Here is a 15,851-nt window from a genome sequence, read left to right as displayed (position 1 = left end):
CGACGAGGGCCTGGGGGAGCGGAAGCGCGCCGGTGTAGAGGGAGCAGCCGATGAGTGCGCCGGCCACGCCGTGCGGCGCGAGGTCGGCGACGGCCCGTAGGTCGTCGACGTTGCGGGGAGGCCCCGCGAAATGCCCTCCACCCCTGCCTTCTCTCGGAGTTGCGGGGCTTTCCGGTCCGTGTCAGCAGCCTCGTCGGCGGCTGCCTTGGCGCAGCTCGTCCCCGCGGACGACGGCGACGGGCAGGGACCGGCCGGCTGGGGCCGCAGGAAATAGGCATTGAGTTCCATAGTCAAGGCCGGCGATGCGGTCATCGATGAGGTCAGTGATCAGGTCAGTGTGTCGTTCCGGCACCCAGGTCAGCCGCGGCAAGTGGCGGCAAGTGCCGCAGGTGGTCGTCGGGTTCCAGGTCGCGGCCCTGCTGAAAAGCGGTGGTGAAGGCGTCCTCGCCCAAGGCCCCGGTCGCGCGCGCGGTGACGCGGTCGACGTCGCCGCGTTCAGCGCGGGGAAGCGGTGCGCCGACCGACTCCCGGACTGCGGCGGCCGTGCCGAGCAGCCGGGCGGCGTGGCCGGGCCGTCTCGCGAGTGCCTGCGCGCCGGCCAACCCTTCGAGCGCGAGCGCGACCGCCCGGGGATCGCCTGTCCTGCGTGCTGCGGTCAGACCCTCCAGGTGCAGCTCCTGCGCCTGCCGGGCATCGCCGTGCTGCTCGGCGACGAAGCCGAGTTCCGCGAGGATCAGGGCCGTCCCGGAATCCACGCCCAGCCTGCGGTTCCAGTCCAGCCAGGGACGCAGATGCGCCTCGGCGGCGTCGAGGTCACCCTGCCTCCGAGCTCCGAGGGCGAGCCCGGTCGCGGCGAACTGCTCGGCGGGCCTGTGGGATTGCTCGGCGGCCAGCCGCCGCGCCCGCTCGTGGAACTCCGCAGCGGACGCGTACTCGCCGGTGAGCAGCGCGATCCTGCCCAGCCTGGACAACCGGAACGAGACATCCGTCCAGAGCTGGAGTTCCTCCGCGATGCGCACGCCGTCGCCATGCAGACGGGCGGCCTCGTCGTAGTCGCCGGCGATCTCGGCCAGCACGCCCAGCTGTTCGGCGGCCTGGAGTTGGCCCCACCTGTCGCCGAGCTCGGCGAAGCGTGCCGCGCTATCGACGGCGTGCCGCCTGAGGCCGGCGAGGTCGCCCCGGTACATGGCCCGGGTGGCGCGGGTACTCTGCGTCGCGGCCATGCCCCAGCGGTCGTCGTCGGCGCGGAACTCGGCGAGCAGGCCGACGGTCCGATCCTGACCGGACGGGTCGCCGAACCCGCACCGGGCGAGCACCAGGAACCACCGGGCCCTGGTGTCCGCCCCGTCGTACCCCCTGTCGATCGGCTGCTTCGGTTGCGCGTCGTCGCCGGCCAGCAGCGCGAACGCGGCCCGCCTCGCCAGCGCGCTGCTCCGGGCCGCAGAGGAGTCCCGGTCGAAGGCGGGGCCGTCATCGCCGAAGGCGCCGGAACCCAGTGCCATGTCGAACGACCGCCGGGCCTCGCCGAGGCGGCCGCGCAGGAACCAGTACCAGGCCAACGCATTGACCTGTCGCACCGCCAGGTCAATGTCACCGTCGCCGCTGCCGTCCGCGGCACCGCCCGCTGCGGCGTCGGCGAGTGCGCAGCGCAGGTTAGCGCTGTCGCTGTCGAGTCGTCGCAGCCACCGGCGCTGGTCGGGGCCGTACAGCCACGGCTCCGACCGTTCGGCCAGCTCGGTGTAGTGGACCCGATGTCGTCGGCGGGCGAGCCGGGACTCACCGGCCTCGTCGAGCCGTTCGAGGCTGTAGGCGGCGACCGACTCCAGCATCCGGTACCGGGGGCCGTCCTCGCCGTCCAGCACGGTGACCAGCGAGCGGTCCACCAGGCGGGTGACCACGTCGAGGACGGCGTCGGCGGGTACGTCCGGTGCGGCGCAGACCTCCTCGGCGGCGGGCAGCGTGCATCCGCCGGCGAAGACGGCCAGCCGGCGCAGAACGGCGCGCTCGGGACCGGTCAGCAGCCCCCAGCTCCAGTCGATCACCGCGCGCAGGGTCCGCTGCCGGGCGGGTGCGTCCCGGCGCCCCGCGTTCAGCAGACGGAAGCGGTCGCTCAGGCGCCCGGCCAGTTCATGGACGCCCAGGGCCCGTACCCGGGCGGCGGCGAGCTCCAGCGCGAGAGGGATCCCGTCGAGGCGCTCGCAGACGAGTGCCACGGCGTCGGCGTTGGCAGGACCAAGGGCGAATCCCGGGGAGGCCGCCGCCGCCCGCGCCGCGAAGAGCTGCACGGCGTCGGACTCCCGCAGCGGCTCGACCGCGTGCAGTGTCTCGCCGGAGATCGCCAGTGGCTCCCGGCTGGTGGCCAGGATGCGCAGGCCGGGCGCGTGGCGCAGCAGCCGTTCGGCCAGTTCGGCGACCGGCTGGATCAGGTGCTCGCAGTTGTCCAGGACGAGCAGCAGGCGTCGGGGGCCGAGCGCGTGGGCGAGCCGGTCCGCCGCCCGCCCGGACGGCAGGTGGGCGGTGGCGTGATCGCGGATGCCCAGCGTGTCGGCCACCACCGAGGCCAGTTCGGCGGCATCGCCGGTACCGGCGGTCTCGGCGGCGAGTTCGACCAACCAGACCCCGTCGGGGAAGGCGTCGGCCGCCGGCGCGGAGGCCTCCAGCGCGAGCCGGGTCTTGCCGACACCGCCGGGCCCGGTGAGAGTCACCAGCCGCCCCGACTGGAGCAGCGCGCGTACGTCGGCGACCTCTTGGCGTCGCCCGATCAGGTCGGTCAGCCCGGCCGGCAGGTTCGTGCGGGGCGGAGCCGTAGCCGCGGCGGCCGGGCCGGATGGGAGACCCGCAGGGGCGATGGGGGCAGGGGCCGGGGCGGGTGCCAGTGCCGGGTCCTGCCGAAGGATCGCCCGATGGAGGGCGACCAGCTCGGGGCCGGGGTCGAGCCCCAGGTCCTCGGCCAGACGCTCCGTCAACTCGCGGTAGCTGTCCAGTGCCTCCGCCTGCCGGCCGGAGAGGTAGAGCGACCGCATGTGCACGGACCGCAGCCTGTCCCGCAGCGGATGCAGTCGGACGAGGTCACCCAACTCGTCGGCGAGCATGCGGTGTTCGCCGCGTTCCAGGCGTATGCCGGCCAGTTCCTCCAACACGGTCAGCCGCTGTTCGTCCAGCCTGGTGGCGGCCGCCTGGGCGAAGGCGTTGTCGCGGAACTCGGCGAAGGCCGGCCCGCGCCACAGCGCCAGGGCGTCCGACAGCAGCGGCACCCGGCCGTGTGGGTCCTCGGTCCGGCGGGCCTGCGCCGTCAGCGCGGCGAACCGACCGGAGTCCACCGCGTCATCTGGCACCTGCAGCAGGTAGCCGGCCGGCCGGTGGATGACCAGCTCCCGGCCACCGGGCTCGGCCAGCTCCAGCGTCCGGCGCAGCTGCGAGACCTTGGTCTGGAGCGTGTTGGCCGGGTTCCCGGGCACCGCCTCGCCCCACAGGTCGTCGACCAGGCGGTCCGTCGAGACCGGCTGCCCGTGGTGCGCCAGCAGATCGGCCAGCAGGGCGCGGACCTTCGGCTCGCGGACGGTGACCGGGGCCCCCTCGTCGGTTCGGACCTGCAGCGGGCCCAGCACTTCGAAACGCATGGCGCCACGCTAACGCCTGCCCTGCGGCGGCCTGTGCGGGGACCGTGCGTGCTCGTGCGTGCCCGTGCGTGGACCGTCAGCAGATCGTGCGCGGCCCTCGGCAAGGTGGTTCCCGTGAACGAGAACGGCACCACCGAACGGAAGAGGAAGCCCACCATGCCGAACCCGATGAACCCGACGAACCCGATGAACCCGACGACCACGGTGAACACGGTGAACACGGCGAGTGAGGAGAGTGCGGCGAGTACGGCGAGTACGGCGAACATCGTCTCCGCCGAGATCCGGCTCGCGTCCCGCCCGGTCGGCGAGCCCGCCGCGGACAGCTTCGAGTTGGTCCGCACCGAGGTGCCGGAGCCGGCCGAGGGCGAGATCGTCGTCCGCAACACCTGGATGTCGGTGGACCCGTACATGCGCGGCCGGATGGACGACGTGCCGTCATACATCCCGCCGTTCCCCCTCGGCACCGCGCTGGAGGGCAGTGCGGTCGGCGTGGTCGTCACCTCGCGCTCCGCCACCGTGCCGGTCGGCGCGACCGTCTCCCACTTCCTGGGCTGGCGCGAGTACGCCGTGCTGGACGCCGCCGCCGCGACCGTCATCGACACCGACATAGCCCCGGCTCAGGCGTACCTGGGCGCGCTGGGCACCACCGGCCTGACCGCCTACGCGGCGCTCACCGAGATCGCGCCGGTGCGCGAGGATGACGTGGTGTTCGTCTCCGCCGCCGCCGGGGCGGTGGGCAGCGTCGCGGGACAGCTGGCCCGCAAGCTCGGGGCCTCCAAGGTGATCGGCTCAGCCGGCGGACCTCAGAAGGCGAAGAAGCTGGTGACGGACTTCGGGTACGACGCCGCCATCGACTACCGCGCGGGCTCGCTGGACGAACAACTGGCCCAGGCCGCGCCGGAGGGTGTCGACGTCTACCTCGACAGCGTGGGCGGCGGCCACCTGCGGGCAGCCATCGGCGCGATGCGCACCGGTGGCCGGATCGCGCTGGTCGGTGCCATCGGCGACTACAACGCCACCAAGCCGGCCGCCGGCCCCGACAACCTCTTCCAGGCAGCCGCCAAGGAGGTGACCCTGCGTGGCATGCTGGTCAGCAGCTACTTCCACCTCTTCCCCGAGTGGATCGGGCGCGCTGCGGGCTGGCTCGCCGACGGCACGCTGCGCACAGAACAAACCGTGTTCGAGGGCATCGACCGGGCCCCGGCCGCCTTCCTCGGCATGATGCACGGCGCCAACACCGGCAAGATGCTCGTCCGGCTGGACGGGTGACGGCCGTGGTACAGCACGCTCTGCTGGTCCTCGCCCACCCGCGCAGCGACTCCCTCACCGCGCAGATCGCCCACCGCGCCCGCGAACGTCTGGTGGGCGAGGGTTACACCGTCGACCTGCTCGACCTGTACGCCGAGGGTTTTGATCCCCGCACCGGCTCCGAGGACGAGCCGGACTGGGCGGACCGGGACAAGGAGTACTCGCCCGAGGTCCGGTCGCACATGGACCGGATCGACACCGCTGACACCATCGTTGTGGTCTTCCCGGTCTGGTGGTTCGGGCTCCCGGCCATTCTCAAGGGCTGGATCGACCGGGTGTGGAACTACGGTTTCGCGTACGGCCGCAGCCGCCCCCGTCTGGGCACCAAGCGGATGCTCTGGCTCGGGCTGTCCAGTTACCCGCGCGAACAGTTCGCCGAGCTCGGCTGGGACACTCTGATCGACCGCCAACTCCGTGTCGGGATTTCCGAGTTCTGCGGCATCAAGGACGCTTCGGTGGAGTTCGTCCACGACTCCCTGAGCGTCGGCCCCCTGGGACTCACCGCAGCGGACACCGCGCTCGCCGCGTTCCTCGGCGCACCTGTCGAACGTGTCGAACGTGTCGAACCTGCGAGGTGATCCCACTCGCGCGGCGGCCGTGACCATCGCCTCGGCTCGGCTCGGCTCAACTCGGTTCTGATCTGGTCTGGTCTGGTCGAGCTATAGCAGCGTGGCCACGCGCTCGGGGTGAAGCCGCATACGACAGCACGCCGTACCGCACACACCATCGTCACGACACCGGCGGAGCCCGGACACCGGCACCGACATCGGCATCCCGCATCGGATGCACGTTGCCCGCACACATCGCATCCGGCGGCCAGGGTCTCCGGATGGAAACACCACACGTGAAGGAACCACCACTCATGAGTGACAACCGCACCATCACCAACCCCGCCGGGCTGCACGACCCCACCCCGTTCGGTTACAGCCATGCCGCTTCCGCAGTCGGCGAGCTGGTGTTCATCGGTGGGCAGTACGCCTCCGACGACACCGGCCAGGTCGTGCCTGGTGACTTCGCCGCACAGGTCGAGCGGTCCTTCGGCAACCTGCGCATCGCGCTCGCCGGCGTCGGCCTAGACTTTGAACATGTCGTACGGCTCGGCTCGTACATCGTCGACCATGACCTGGAGAAGCTGGAGATCCTCGGCAAGGCGCTGCACGGCGCCTGGCCCGACCGGCTGCCCGCCCAGACGCTCAGCGGGGTCGCCTCGCTCGCGCTGCCCGGGATGCTCTTCGAGATCGACGCGGTCGCGGTCCGTCCGACCGAAGGGCCCGAAGCCTGATCCACCGCTGGATCGCGACGTGCAGATGACAACCACGCTTCCAGAGCAAGTGCCTGGGCGCGCTCAAAATCTCGGCAACATCACTTTTCCGTGGCACGGGATGATCTCGCTGCCGTGCAACAAGTGCCCTCAGTACTCACCTACAAAGCCACGCTCCCCACCGAGGAGCGAGAGGGCAGCAGATGAGCGAACTCCTGCTGGCGTTCTGTACGGGCAACCCGGGCAGGGCGCCCTCGGCGAAGTCGACCGCATCGACCGTGTAACCGAGCTGGGCGACGAAGGCCGCGAGTTCACCGGTGCCGCAGCCCACATCCAGGGCACGTCCGCCGTCTGGGGCAGGGATGTGCTCGGTAAGCAAGACCCGTTCCACGTTGCCGAGTTGGCGGATGCAGCGACCGTCGTCGTAGTGCTGGTGCCATTCATCGTGGGTGTATCCCAAGGGTTCGCTCCTCGTCTGCGGGTCATCTCGGGTTCCGTTACTGCGGTGTGTTTGCTTCGGTGGTGGGTGGTACGGGCAGCCGCCAGGACAGGGCACCGGGACCGTGGCCGGCGCTCACCCGTTGCTCACCTTCCGGTTCGAGCTGGAGCCGGTATGAGGTGGGTGAACCGGCGGCCCGCCACCGGGCGGTGACGGTCTGGATCTCGTCCCAGATGTCCCGGGGCCCGCAGGCCATGAGCGTCCAGCCGCCGGACGCGTCGGGGCGGGCGGTGAGCCATGAGCCGCACGCGGGGGCACCGATCATCAGGTGGTCGGCGCCCCAGTTTCGCACCAAGCCAGGCCGGAGAGCTTCGACAGCGAGCCACAACGCGCGCGGCTTGCCGGCTGGCGGTGCCTGACGGCTGTGGAAGCTGCGGCCGCCGTCACCGGCCGCGATCCGACCCAAGAACGCCCGTGAGATGAAAGTCCGCTTGAAGCCGTAGCCGGGCCGGTGCCCGAACTCCACCGCCCGCAGCTCACCCTCCACCCGTCCCCGAGCAGTTCTGGTGATCACAGCAAGGCCGGGCCAGGACGGCGACGTGCCGGTGACGGTCACCAGCGTCCGCCCGCCCGGGGCAAGCTGCTCCCCCCACGCCCACGGCACCCACGGAACCGCGTACGACGCGAACACCCTGTCGTACGGGGCCCGTTCCCACCAGCCGGCCTCCCCGACCCCCGTCACAGCGGTCGGCCGATACCCGAGGTCGGCCAGGCGTACGCGGGCAGCGTCGGTGACGTGCGGGTCGCGGTCTAGGGTGACCACGCCGCGGTCGCCGCAGATCCAGCAGGCGACCGCGGCGGTCACGCCCGCGCCGGTGCCGATGTCGAGAACCCGGTGCCCCGGCCTGAGATCCAGCTCCTGCAGCAGGTCGGCGGTCATACCGACCGTGCTGGACATCGACGTGATCATCCCACCGGACCGCGGACCGGGCACGCGCCCGAGGAGGGGTTCGCCCTCGTGCTGGATCAGTGTGCTCTCCCCGCCGTACAGCAGCCCGAGCAACTCCTTGCGGTCACCGGGCACAGTCCAGTCCAGCAGGTCCCATCGCGGGGTCTGCTCCTCCGGCGCGCTGCGTCGGACGTACGCCTGCGGCATCAGCACCTCCCGGGGGAGCGTGAGCAGGGCGTCGCGCACCGGGCCGGACTGCACGCCGAGCCGGGTGACCATCGCCGTCCGCGCCGCAGTCGCCTCGTCCGTCACCCGCTTGCCCTCTGTGACCGGGCCGTCTGCTTGGTGCTCATGACCACCCCAGCTCGGTGTAGAGACGGCCTTCGCGGATGCCGTCGATCGCGGTCCGGGTGTACGGCACGATCTGATCCGGCAGATGTGTCGGGTCCCACCAGTGCCAGGCCAGGCATTTGTCCGGCTCCCGGAGGTCCGTCTGCCCCGCCCACTCCCACGCACGAAAGACCAGTTGCAGGCGGGGCTGTGTGCCCGGCTCGTCGACGAGATGCACGGCGTGTACGAACTCGATGTCCTGGGGCCGGATCAGCAGGCCCGCTTCCTCCTCCGCTTCCCGGACCAGACCTGCAACGGCGCTCTCACCCTGCTCGCAGTGTCCGGCCAGGAAATGCCACAGCTCACCTGCGTAGGCGGAGTCGGGGTGACGAAGACCAAGCAGGACCTGGCCCTCGGTGTTCTCCAGATACAGATGCACCCCGATCACGGTGAACGCGTGCTTCCCGCTCGCAGGGGATGGTGGGAGGGAGCGCGGCGATGGGGATCTCCGGAGAGGGATGGCGGCCGTTGTGGAGGCCGCGCCGGGGCAGTGCGCTGCGTGGCTTTCGGTGTGGCGTTGCACAAGGTCGAGGGTCGAGGGGCTCAGCCGAAGCCGGGGCATGACTTCCGGCCTGAACCAGGCCAACATCACCCCTTCGGTCAGGCGGAGGGAAGTGGCATCGCCGTCCCAGTGAGCTGCGAAGATCTGGATGGGGATGGCCGAGCCGTCGGTTCCCGTCGCGGTCTCGACCGCGAACGGTTCGAGCACGGGGAGGTCGAGGCCGGCCTCTTCCATCAGTTCCCTCCTGACCGTGCTCTCCAGGGAGGCGTCAGCAGGCTCGCGGCCGCCGCCGAGCAGTGCCCACGATCCCGGCTCCCAGATGCCGGCAACATCATCGCGGAGATGCAGGAGGTACTCGCCGGCACTGTTGAAGATGAGTGCGGAGGCATTGGCCACTTCGAGTGGCCCTCTCTGGCCGACGTCGCTTGGCGCTGTGGTCTCGTTCACTGGTGCACCCTCTTGGAATCGGCTTCGGGGGCGGACTGGTAACCGGATGCTTGAAGGGTGAACATGGAGGCGTAGTCGCCGCCTTGGGCCATGAGTTCGTCGTGGGAGCCGGACTCGACAATGCGGCCGCTGTCGAAGACGTAGATACGGTCGCACTCGACGACGCTGGCCAGCCGGTGGGAGATCAGCACGGTGATCTGGTCGTCGCGGAGCTTTCCTCGCAAGACCGCTTCGTAGATGCCGTGTTCGGAGGGCGGGTCCACGCTCGCGGTCGGCTCGTCCAACAGCAGAACCGGCGCGTTCTTGTACAGGCCGCGGGCGACCGCGATCTTCGCCCACTGGCCGGCCGACAACTGCTGGCCGCCGCGGAACCTCTTGGACAGCAGCGTCTGCCACTGGCGGGGCAGGCCGGCGATGACCTCCTCCGCGCAGGAGGCCCGCGCGGCGTCCAGAGCCCGCTGTGGGTCTGCGTCGGTGAGGGTGCCGGTGGAGACGGTGAGGTTGGACAGGGCGCTGAACGGGAAGCGGACCGGGTCCTGCAGCACGCAGGCGACCTGTTTGTGCAGGGACTGCGCGTCCATGTCCAGCACGTTCACCCTGTCCCAGCACACGCTTCCCTTTTGCGCGTCGTACAGGCCGGCGAGGACTTTGGCGCACGTGGACTTCCCCGAGCCGTTGAGTCCGACGAACGCCACCGTCTCGCCTGCGGTGAGGGTCAAGGAGACGCTGTCCAGGGCCGGGGTGTCCTTGCCCGGGTAGGTGAAGGAGACGTCGCACAACGCGATCGTCTTCACGGTGGCGGGGGCGGTCATCTCGGCGGTGCGGGGCTGGAGTTGACGGCAGCGCTGCTGGAAGGCGAGGAGGTCGTCGACCCACATCGCATGTTCGTAGACGAGGTGGGCGACGTCGATGAGGCGTTTCAGAGCGGTCTGGCTGGTCTGGACGGCGAGGGCCGCGCCCGCGCCGGCCGCCAGGGGGAGCCACCCCGCGATCAGCATGGCTCCCAGGGCGGTGTAGGTGATGCCGATACCGACACCTCCGACGGCCCGCCCGGCCAGAGCGATCACGGCGGACTGCATGCCCAGACGGGTGTCCTCCTCGGCGATCTTGGTGACCAGCCTGCGGTGCTCGTCCAGGAGGGCGGGCTGGGCGGTGTCCGAGCGAAGCTCGGGGGCAGCTTCCGGTTCCAGCAGCAGCCACGAGAACACCCGCACCCGACGCTGAAGGGCGTTCCAACGCCGGTAGGAATGGAAGCGGGCCCGCGCGCTGCGGGCAGCAGCGGCTCCGGCCGGGATGACGGACAACAGCAGCAGTGGCAGGAGCAGCGGGTGGAGAACGCTGAGTACGCCGGCGGTGCCGATCAGCCCCAGCACGGCCGAGGCCAGGGCGACGACCTGGCCGACGATCTGCCGGGCGTAGAACAACCCTCTGTCGTTGGCCCGGTATGCCTCGTCATGCCAGTCGGGATCATCGACGACCGTCAGCCGTACATGCGCCGTCAACGCCAAGAGCTCACACTCCAGTGCCGTGCGAATCCGGGGCGTGACCCGGGCCTGGGCGGCCGCGACTCCGGCCTCGAGCAGGGCGCGGGCAGTGAGGAACGCGACCACGTACAGGATCTGTGGGACGGCGGTGCGGACCCGGTCGGGGGTGGCTCCCTGCGCGAACAGTTCCCGCAGGACCGCGACGGACGCCATCAGCCCGAAGGCGGTCATGGCCGCCGAGGCCAGCTGGAGGACGATCACCGCGAGGGTGGCGGTGCGGTCGGCCTGCCAGGCCAGCCGGCCGATCTGCCGCGTGATCTGCGGCAGCCGCGTCAGGACCTGACGCACCGTGGCCTTAGCGGCGGCGCCGTCGTAAAGGGACCAGTACGCCTCCTCCAACTCCTCCGTCATGTCGCCGTCCTGTGGGCCGGCGGGTACGGCGGCGGGGGGCAGCGGCAGCGGGGCAGACCGCGGTTCCGGTACGGCACTGCCACCGTTGCGCCCGGCATCGGTGGTCTCGCTCATGCCCCCCACCTCGTATCCGGGCGCGATGAGCGGCGGGCACCACGGGCGGCAGCGTCAATAACGCGCCCCAGGAAGCCCGTGGACACGCAGGGAACCAGCTGTCGATGTTCGATATCGGCAGGGGCGGTCACGGGGATGGCTGCGGGATGCATGGTTCCTCCAGGAGGGGCACTGATGAGTACAGGTGCTCTAAGAACGGCCCCGATCAGACCCCCGTAACGGGCACTTCGGGGGCAAATGGTGAACGTAAGTTCCAATCGCTGGCGCGAGCCATGTGGCCGTTGGCCTGTGCGCGCCTATGGGCACTCGAACAACCCCTGTCACTCCTTTGAGGCATTGCGGCGCCTTGATTGACAGGGGTGCGATCTGATCGCGGGCGCGGGCGCGGGCGCGGGCGCGGGTTTGGGCGCGGGTTTCGGAGGTGAAGGGGATGTCATCGGCGATGGGCGGCCGCTGCCCTGTATTGGCAGTTGGCTTCAGGGGGTCGGTGTCGCCAGGGCGGTGTTCCAGGCGTTGATCGCGTCGGGGGCGAGGAGCGGGGCGACGGGGGTGTGCAGGAAATCGCGCTCGACGAGGTAGAGGGCCGCTGCCCCGGCTTGGCCAGGGAAGGGCCGGAAGCGGTCGGTCGCGGTGCCGCTGGCGCGGATCGGCTGCATGGCGTGGGCCGGTGTGCACCCGGAAGAAGTCCGGTTCGATGACCCTGCTGCGATCGAATGGCGTGGCGGGGGCCAACCTTCTACGAACGCAAGCGGAGCGAGGGCAAGCGACACGTCCAAGCTGTACTCGCCCTCGCCCTCGCCCTTGCCCTCGCCCGTCGCCGCGTCAACGTCCTTTGGGCCCTGATCCGTGACCGGCGCCCATACGAGGTCATACCACTGCCGGTCACAGCGTCGCCGTGACCGTAGGCCCGCGCTGGGCAGAGCCGGGAAGGCCCGTGACATCCTTTGGCAGTGCTATTGAGTGATCACGCAGACAGTGTCGAACTCCACCCGCTGCGCTATCAATTCCCCGCAGTCCAGGGCGACCCTTACGACGACAACTGGCTAGTCATCGGCGGCACAGTGACAACTCCCGAGGGCAGCTGGTCCTTTACCGATCCGTGTCTGCTGACCGATGAGGCGCGCGCGGTGGCCGACTGGCTGCGAGCGGTGGCATCGGGGAAGGTGGCTGTGAACAGGCCTGGCGCCGAAGGCGAGTTGTCTCCGGACACGTGGTTCGTCGAGCCAGTCCTGGCCTTTAGCCTTGCCGACCACAGTGAGGGTGGAGCGGCAATTCGCGTTCACTTGTCCTTGGAAGCAGCACCCCCATGGCGGCAGGGTGATGGCGGAGGGGACATTTACCAGTACGTCGTGGAGGTGCGGCAGGACAAGGCTGCCCTCCTTCACGCAGCTGACCAGTGGGATCGTGCTCTCGCTTCCTTCCCAACCCGCTGATCAACGCCAGCCCTGCCCGGACGCGGTTCACTGGAGCTCAGCACAGGCTCAGCGGCTTGACTTCTCCATTGGGAAGCCGCTGAGTGCGGCAGGTGGTCAGCTGAGCAACACGTCGGCCGAATGTATGACCCTGCTTCATGTCAAACGCCTACATGGGGATCATGTTCCATATTTCGGATGCACCTCCCGACGAAAGGCGTGGCATGAAGTTCGCGGTCATCGGCGGTACCGGGCTGATCGGGTCGCAGGTCGTCAAGAATCTGAACGCCGCCGGGCACGAGGCGGTACCGCACTCGCAGTCCACCGGAATCGACGTCATCAGCGGTCAGGGGCTGGACGAGGCAGTGGCGGGGGCAGACGTCATCGTCAACCTGACGAACTCCCCGACCTTCGACGAAGCCTCCCTGGTCTTCTTCCAGACCTCGATGGACAACCTGTTGGCCGCGGGCCAGAAGGGCGGCATCCGTCACTTCGTCATTCTCTCGATCGTCGGCGTGGACCAGGTACCTGAGGTGGACTACTACCGGGCCAAAGCGCTCCAGGAGGACATCCTCACGGCTGGACCGATCCCCTACTCGATCGTCCGCGCAACGCAGTTCATGGAATTCATCGACGCGGTCCTGTCCTGGACCGCCGACAGCGACACCGTCCGGCTGCCCGCCACGCCGATCCAGCCGATCGCCTCCAAGGACGTGGCCGACGCGGTGGCAGAAGTCGCAGTGGGTGCCCCGCTGGGGGGCATTCGCAACATCGCCGGACCCGAGGTCTTCTCCCTGGACGATCTGGGCCGCATCACCCTGTCCCACAAGTCCGACGGCCGCACCGTCCTCACCGATCCCACCGCCGGCATGTTCGCTGTCGTCAAGGGTGACGTCCTCACCGACAAGGACGCCCACCTCGCCCCCACCCGCTACGCCGACTGGCTCTCCTGAACCGCTCGCGCCCTCCAGCTTCCAGTTCGGCCAGACACGGACGATCCAGGTAGCCGACAGGTGCTCCATGTCATGAGCGCTGTATGGCTTCGTTCACGAGATGGGTTCCGGCTCACTTTCCGTGAAGCGCGGACTGTGAGTCAGGGGCTGACGCCGGATCGGGAAGGCCGAAGCCCCGAGCCGTGCCCGGCCCGGGGCTTCGTGCGCACGCGGATATCAGCGGTTCAGCGTGTGAGGAGGTGGCGCGGCAGCAGTCGGTCGGCCGATGTGGACGAGTGCGTCCAGGACCCGGAAGGACCGCCGGCACTCAGATGGATCCTGACCGCCGACAGATTGGGACGGGTCACCCCTCTTGCCAGGAAGCGCTGCCTGCCCCTGTGCCACCACTGCATTCGCCCTCGGAGGTGCCGCGCTGACCGGAATTCAGCGTGATCCACTGGCCGACCGTGTCCGGCCACGTGCCGCAGACGATGGTTGCTCGGAAGGCGACTGCGCGGTTGGTGTTGTTGGTGCAGTCCGCGAAGCCTTTGTAGCCGTCGACCCACGTGCGGCAGTTCAGGTCGTTGGTCGCCGCGCCGGGTGCTGCCTCGGTGGTGTGGGCGGATGCGGGGGCACCCGTCGAGAGCAGGGCAGCCACGATGAGGGCACCCAGGGTGACAGGCATCTTGCGTCGCATCAGATACTCCTTGGCAGGGACTTCTCTCGGGTCTGTGCCCCGGCAGTGCTCTCGTGGTGCTGGATGTAGTGCTCGATGAGGTAACCGGATACTTCGCCGGAGGGTACGGCGTACTGAACAGCACGCCCCATCGCGCGAGGATCGGCCATCTAATCGGCCGTCTAATCGGCCGTCTCGGGGCAGCCTCCTCGTGCTGTCCATGCGGCCCGGCGCAGTGTGCCGCGGACATTACGGTCAGTCAGCCCTTCACGGAAAGTGAGCCAGAACCACGACTCGTGGATAAAGCCACGCCTGGGGCGACCTGACCCTCCTGACATCCAGCGGCGAGGCGAGAGCCGGTGTCGGCTCAACCGGGCGGCCTACCGGCGCCGCAACGTCGCCGAACGCTGCTTCTGTTTTGATCACGAGCGTGGTTAACGGCCGCGCCGGACGAAGCGCAGGAGGAGGGGCCGAGCGCACGACACCCAAATGACCGGGTCATCGGACGAAGCTCGAAGCCTCCGCTGCGGACGAAGCTTGAAGCCTCCGCTGCGGACGAACCTTGAACCTTCCACTGTGGACGAAGCTTGAAGCTTCCGCTGCGTGTGAGCCGCGGGTGACAAACAGTCTGCTCGCGCGCCCATGTCCCATAGGGCTCGTCTAAGCGGTTACGACGAAGTCAAATGCTGATCCGCAGCGGCCGAGTCGTTACCCAGGGCCTGCCGCATCGGCCTGCGCGCGAGACAGCTTGCGAGCACAACTGTCCAAACGGCGAGAAGGAGCGCCTGAAGCCGTTCGGCAAGGCCGAGCCACCAGTTGATGTGCCGTGTGTGAAATGCGATCACGGCGCACATCAGCCAGAAATTGACGGCCCATTGGGCCATGCAGATGGGCGCTCCGTAGCGGGCGAGCACGGGCCACTCGTTGTATCGGCGGGCGGCGATAGTGAGTGAGGTCATCGCGGTGAGGAACGCGGACACGGCCACACCGCTGGTCACTGCATGCACGGTGTGGGAGACGGGTGCCAGGCCAGCGTCATCAAGGGCGAAACATGAGTAGTCGGCCACCAGCGCGCAGCTCAGCGGATACCGCGAGTCCAAGACGGTGGCCACACCGAACAGCGAGAACGCGGCCCAGCCGGCCGTCACCCACGGACGATGCTCCAGGCACAGCAGTGCAAGGGCGGAGGCGGCGATCGCACAGCTGCCGGAGATCAGATCGGTGGTCCGGAATACGTAACCGTAGGGCTGGTCTGTCGCAGCCAGTTCACTGACGTACGTATACATCGGGTCTTCGCCGGTGATCAACACGATCTCCGTGATCCAAGCCGTGTAGAGAACCGCACACATCACGAGGAGCACTGCGATGAGTCGCCGACCACGAGGCACAGAGGACACGATGTCATGAGGGTGGGCGTGCTGCTGGATGACTCGGCCGAGGCCGGGGTACCTGGACCGCTCCCGAGCTGTGCGGGTGGTTACCAACAGGTGTGGTGTGTGCTGCCCGCTCCTCACAGCAGGAGGCGGGGGGCAACGGGTGGTTGCCTCGGCAACCTGGCCGCCCTTGCTTCCCACCCTGCACACGGCGAGGGCGCTCCGAACCTCCCGTTCATCCGTTCGGGTGAACGGATACGGAGGGCGCATCTCCGGTGTTCGGTTGCGCAGACTGCGGACATGGTACGAAAGGTCGCCAGCACCTTACGCCGTGCTCTCGCTGCTGTTGCCCTGGCCACCGGGGGAGCCCTGCTCCCCTCTGCCTCCGCGCAGGGGGAGCCCCGCCAGTCATCCGCCGGGAGCGATTGGGGCACCGTCATGCCGACGACCGACGACCGACGACCGACGACCGACGACCGACGACCGACGACCGGCGGCATTCAGGCGGACTCCTGGGCCGTGAGGAGCAAGGT

13 protein-coding genes are annotated in these 15,851 nt (G+C 69.2%); 5 read left to right on the top strand and 8 right to left on the bottom strand.

All coding sequences use genetic code 11. The annotated features are described in order from the left end of the window. Positions 1-332: 332 nt before the first annotated feature. Positions 333-3,620 (bottom strand): BTAD domain-containing putative transcriptional regulator, encoded by a 3,288-nt coding sequence (locus tag AB0I10_RS26575; protein ID WP_363155136.1) that lies wholly within the window; start codon positions 3,618-3,620, stop codon positions 333-335. A gap of 114 nt (positions 3,621-3,734) precedes the next feature. Here AB0I10_RS26575 and AB0I10_RS26570 point away from each other — a divergent pair, with 114 nt between their 5' ends. The 3 genes from AB0I10_RS26570 (at position 3,735) to AB0I10_RS26560 (ending at position 6,210) form a co-directional block, all read left to right on the top strand. After that, a complete protein-coding gene (locus tag AB0I10_RS26570) occupies positions 3,735-4,889 on the top strand; it encodes an NADP-dependent oxidoreductase (protein ID WP_363155135.1) in 1,155 nt (384 codons plus the stop codon). 5 nt (positions 4,890-4,894) lie between these two features. Next, complete coding sequence (locus AB0I10_RS26565) at positions 4,895-5,506, top strand: NAD(P)H oxidoreductase (RefSeq protein ID WP_363155134.1); 612 nt, start codon at positions 4,895-4,897, stop codon at positions 5,504-5,506. 284 nt (positions 5,507-5,790) lie between these two features. Continuing rightward, positions 5,791-6,210, top strand: a complete 420-nt coding sequence (locus AB0I10_RS26560; RefSeq protein WP_363155133.1) for a RidA family protein — start codon at positions 5,791-5,793, stop codon at positions 6,208-6,210. Positions 6,211-6,346: 136 nt separating this feature from the next. Here AB0I10_RS26560 and AB0I10_RS26555 read toward each other — a convergent pair whose 3' ends face one another. The 5 genes from AB0I10_RS26555 to AB0I10_RS26535 form a co-directional block, all read right to left on the bottom strand. Continuing rightward, a complete protein-coding gene (locus tag AB0I10_RS26555; RefSeq protein ID WP_363155131.1) occupies positions 6,347-6,649 on the bottom strand; it encodes a methyltransferase in 303 nt (100 codons plus the stop codon). Positions 6,650-6,686: 37 nt separating this feature from the next. Continuing rightward, positions 6,687-7,889 (bottom strand): protein-L-isoaspartate O-methyltransferase, encoded by a 1,203-nt coding sequence (locus AB0I10_RS26550; protein ID WP_363155130.1) that lies wholly within the window; start codon positions 7,887-7,889, stop codon positions 6,687-6,689. A gap of 37 nt (positions 7,890-7,926) precedes the next feature. Then, positions 7,927-8,916, bottom strand: coding sequence for an NUDIX domain-containing protein (locus tag AB0I10_RS26545; RefSeq protein WP_363155129.1), 990 nt, complete (start codon positions 8,914-8,916; stop codon positions 7,927-7,929). Next, positions 8,913-10,925 carry an ATP-binding cassette domain-containing protein gene (locus AB0I10_RS26540; protein WP_363155128.1) on the bottom strand — a complete coding sequence of 671 codons (2,013 nt, stop codon included), beginning with the start codon at positions 10,923-10,925 and terminating at the stop codon, positions 8,913-8,915. The genes AB0I10_RS26545 and AB0I10_RS26540 overlap by 4 nt, the downstream gene beginning before the upstream one ends. Before the next feature lie 476 nt (positions 10,926-11,401). Next, the gene (locus AB0I10_RS26535; RefSeq protein WP_363155127.1) at positions 11,402-11,581 is read right to left on the bottom strand and encodes a hypothetical protein; all 180 of its coding nucleotides are present in this window, start codon (positions 11,579-11,581) and stop codon (positions 11,402-11,404) included. Positions 11,582-11,875: 294 nt separating this feature from the next. Between AB0I10_RS26535 and AB0I10_RS26530 the strand changes: the two genes are divergently transcribed. Next, positions 11,876-12,358 carry a hypothetical protein gene (locus tag AB0I10_RS26530; RefSeq protein ID WP_363155126.1) on the top strand — a complete coding sequence of 161 codons (483 nt, stop codon included), beginning with the start codon at positions 11,876-11,878 and terminating at the stop codon, positions 12,356-12,358. A 203-nt stretch (positions 12,359-12,561) separates the two neighbouring features. Continuing rightward, positions 12,562-13,290, top strand: a complete 729-nt coding sequence (locus tag AB0I10_RS26525; RefSeq protein WP_363155125.1) for an NAD(P)H-binding protein — start codon at positions 12,562-12,564, stop codon at positions 13,288-13,290. A 343-nt stretch (positions 13,291-13,633) separates the two neighbouring features. Here the strand turns inward: AB0I10_RS26525 and AB0I10_RS26520 are convergent, their stop codons facing one another. Both AB0I10_RS26520 and AB0I10_RS26515 read right to left on the bottom strand, forming a co-directional pair. Then, positions 13,634-13,966 carry a hypothetical protein gene (locus tag AB0I10_RS26520; RefSeq protein WP_363155124.1) on the bottom strand — a complete coding sequence of 111 codons (333 nt, stop codon included), beginning with the start codon at positions 13,964-13,966 and terminating at the stop codon, positions 13,634-13,636. A gap of 647 nt (positions 13,967-14,613) precedes the next feature. Continuing rightward, positions 14,614-15,294 (bottom strand): DUF998 domain-containing protein, encoded by a 681-nt coding sequence (locus AB0I10_RS26515; protein WP_363155165.1) that lies wholly within the window; start codon positions 15,292-15,294, stop codon positions 14,614-14,616. Between the last annotated feature and the right edge of the window lie 557 nt (positions 15,295-15,851).

The organism is Streptomyces sp. NPDC050636 (genome assembly GCF_040654775.1).
In the GTDB taxonomy this organism is placed as follows: Bacteria; Actinomycetota; Actinomycetes; order Streptomycetales; family Streptomycetaceae; genus Streptomyces.
This window is presented reverse-complemented; position numbering and strand designations above follow the sequence as displayed.

Excerpts from the sequence above, each read along its gene's own strand:
- AB0I10_RS26575 (WP_363155136.1), bottom strand. The coding sequence starts at position 3,620 with ATGCGTTTCGAAGTGCTGGGCCCGCTGCAGGTCCGAACCGACGAGGGG.
- AB0I10_RS26560 (WP_363155133.1), top strand. The coding sequence starts at position 5,791 with ATGAGTGACAACCGCACCATCACCAACCCCGCCGGGCTGCACGACCCC.
- AB0I10_RS26540 (WP_363155128.1), bottom strand. The coding sequence starts at position 10,925 with ATGAGCGAGACCACCGATGCCGGGCGCAACGGTGGCAGTGCCGTACCG.
- AB0I10_RS26535 (WP_363155127.1), bottom strand. The coding sequence starts at position 11,581 with ATGCAGCCGATCCGCGCCAGCGGCACCGCGACCGACCGCTTCCGGCCC.
- AB0I10_RS26525 (WP_363155125.1), top strand. The coding sequence starts at position 12,562 with ATGAAGTTCGCGGTCATCGGCGGTACCGGGCTGATCGGGTCGCAGGTC.
- AB0I10_RS26520 (WP_363155124.1), bottom strand. The coding sequence starts at position 13,966 with ATGCGACGCAAGATGCCTGTCACCCTGGGTGCCCTCATCGTGGCTGCC.
- AB0I10_RS26515 (WP_363155165.1), bottom strand. The coding sequence starts at position 15,294 with ATGTGTGCGGTTCTCTACACGGCTTGGATCACGGAGATCGTGTTGATC.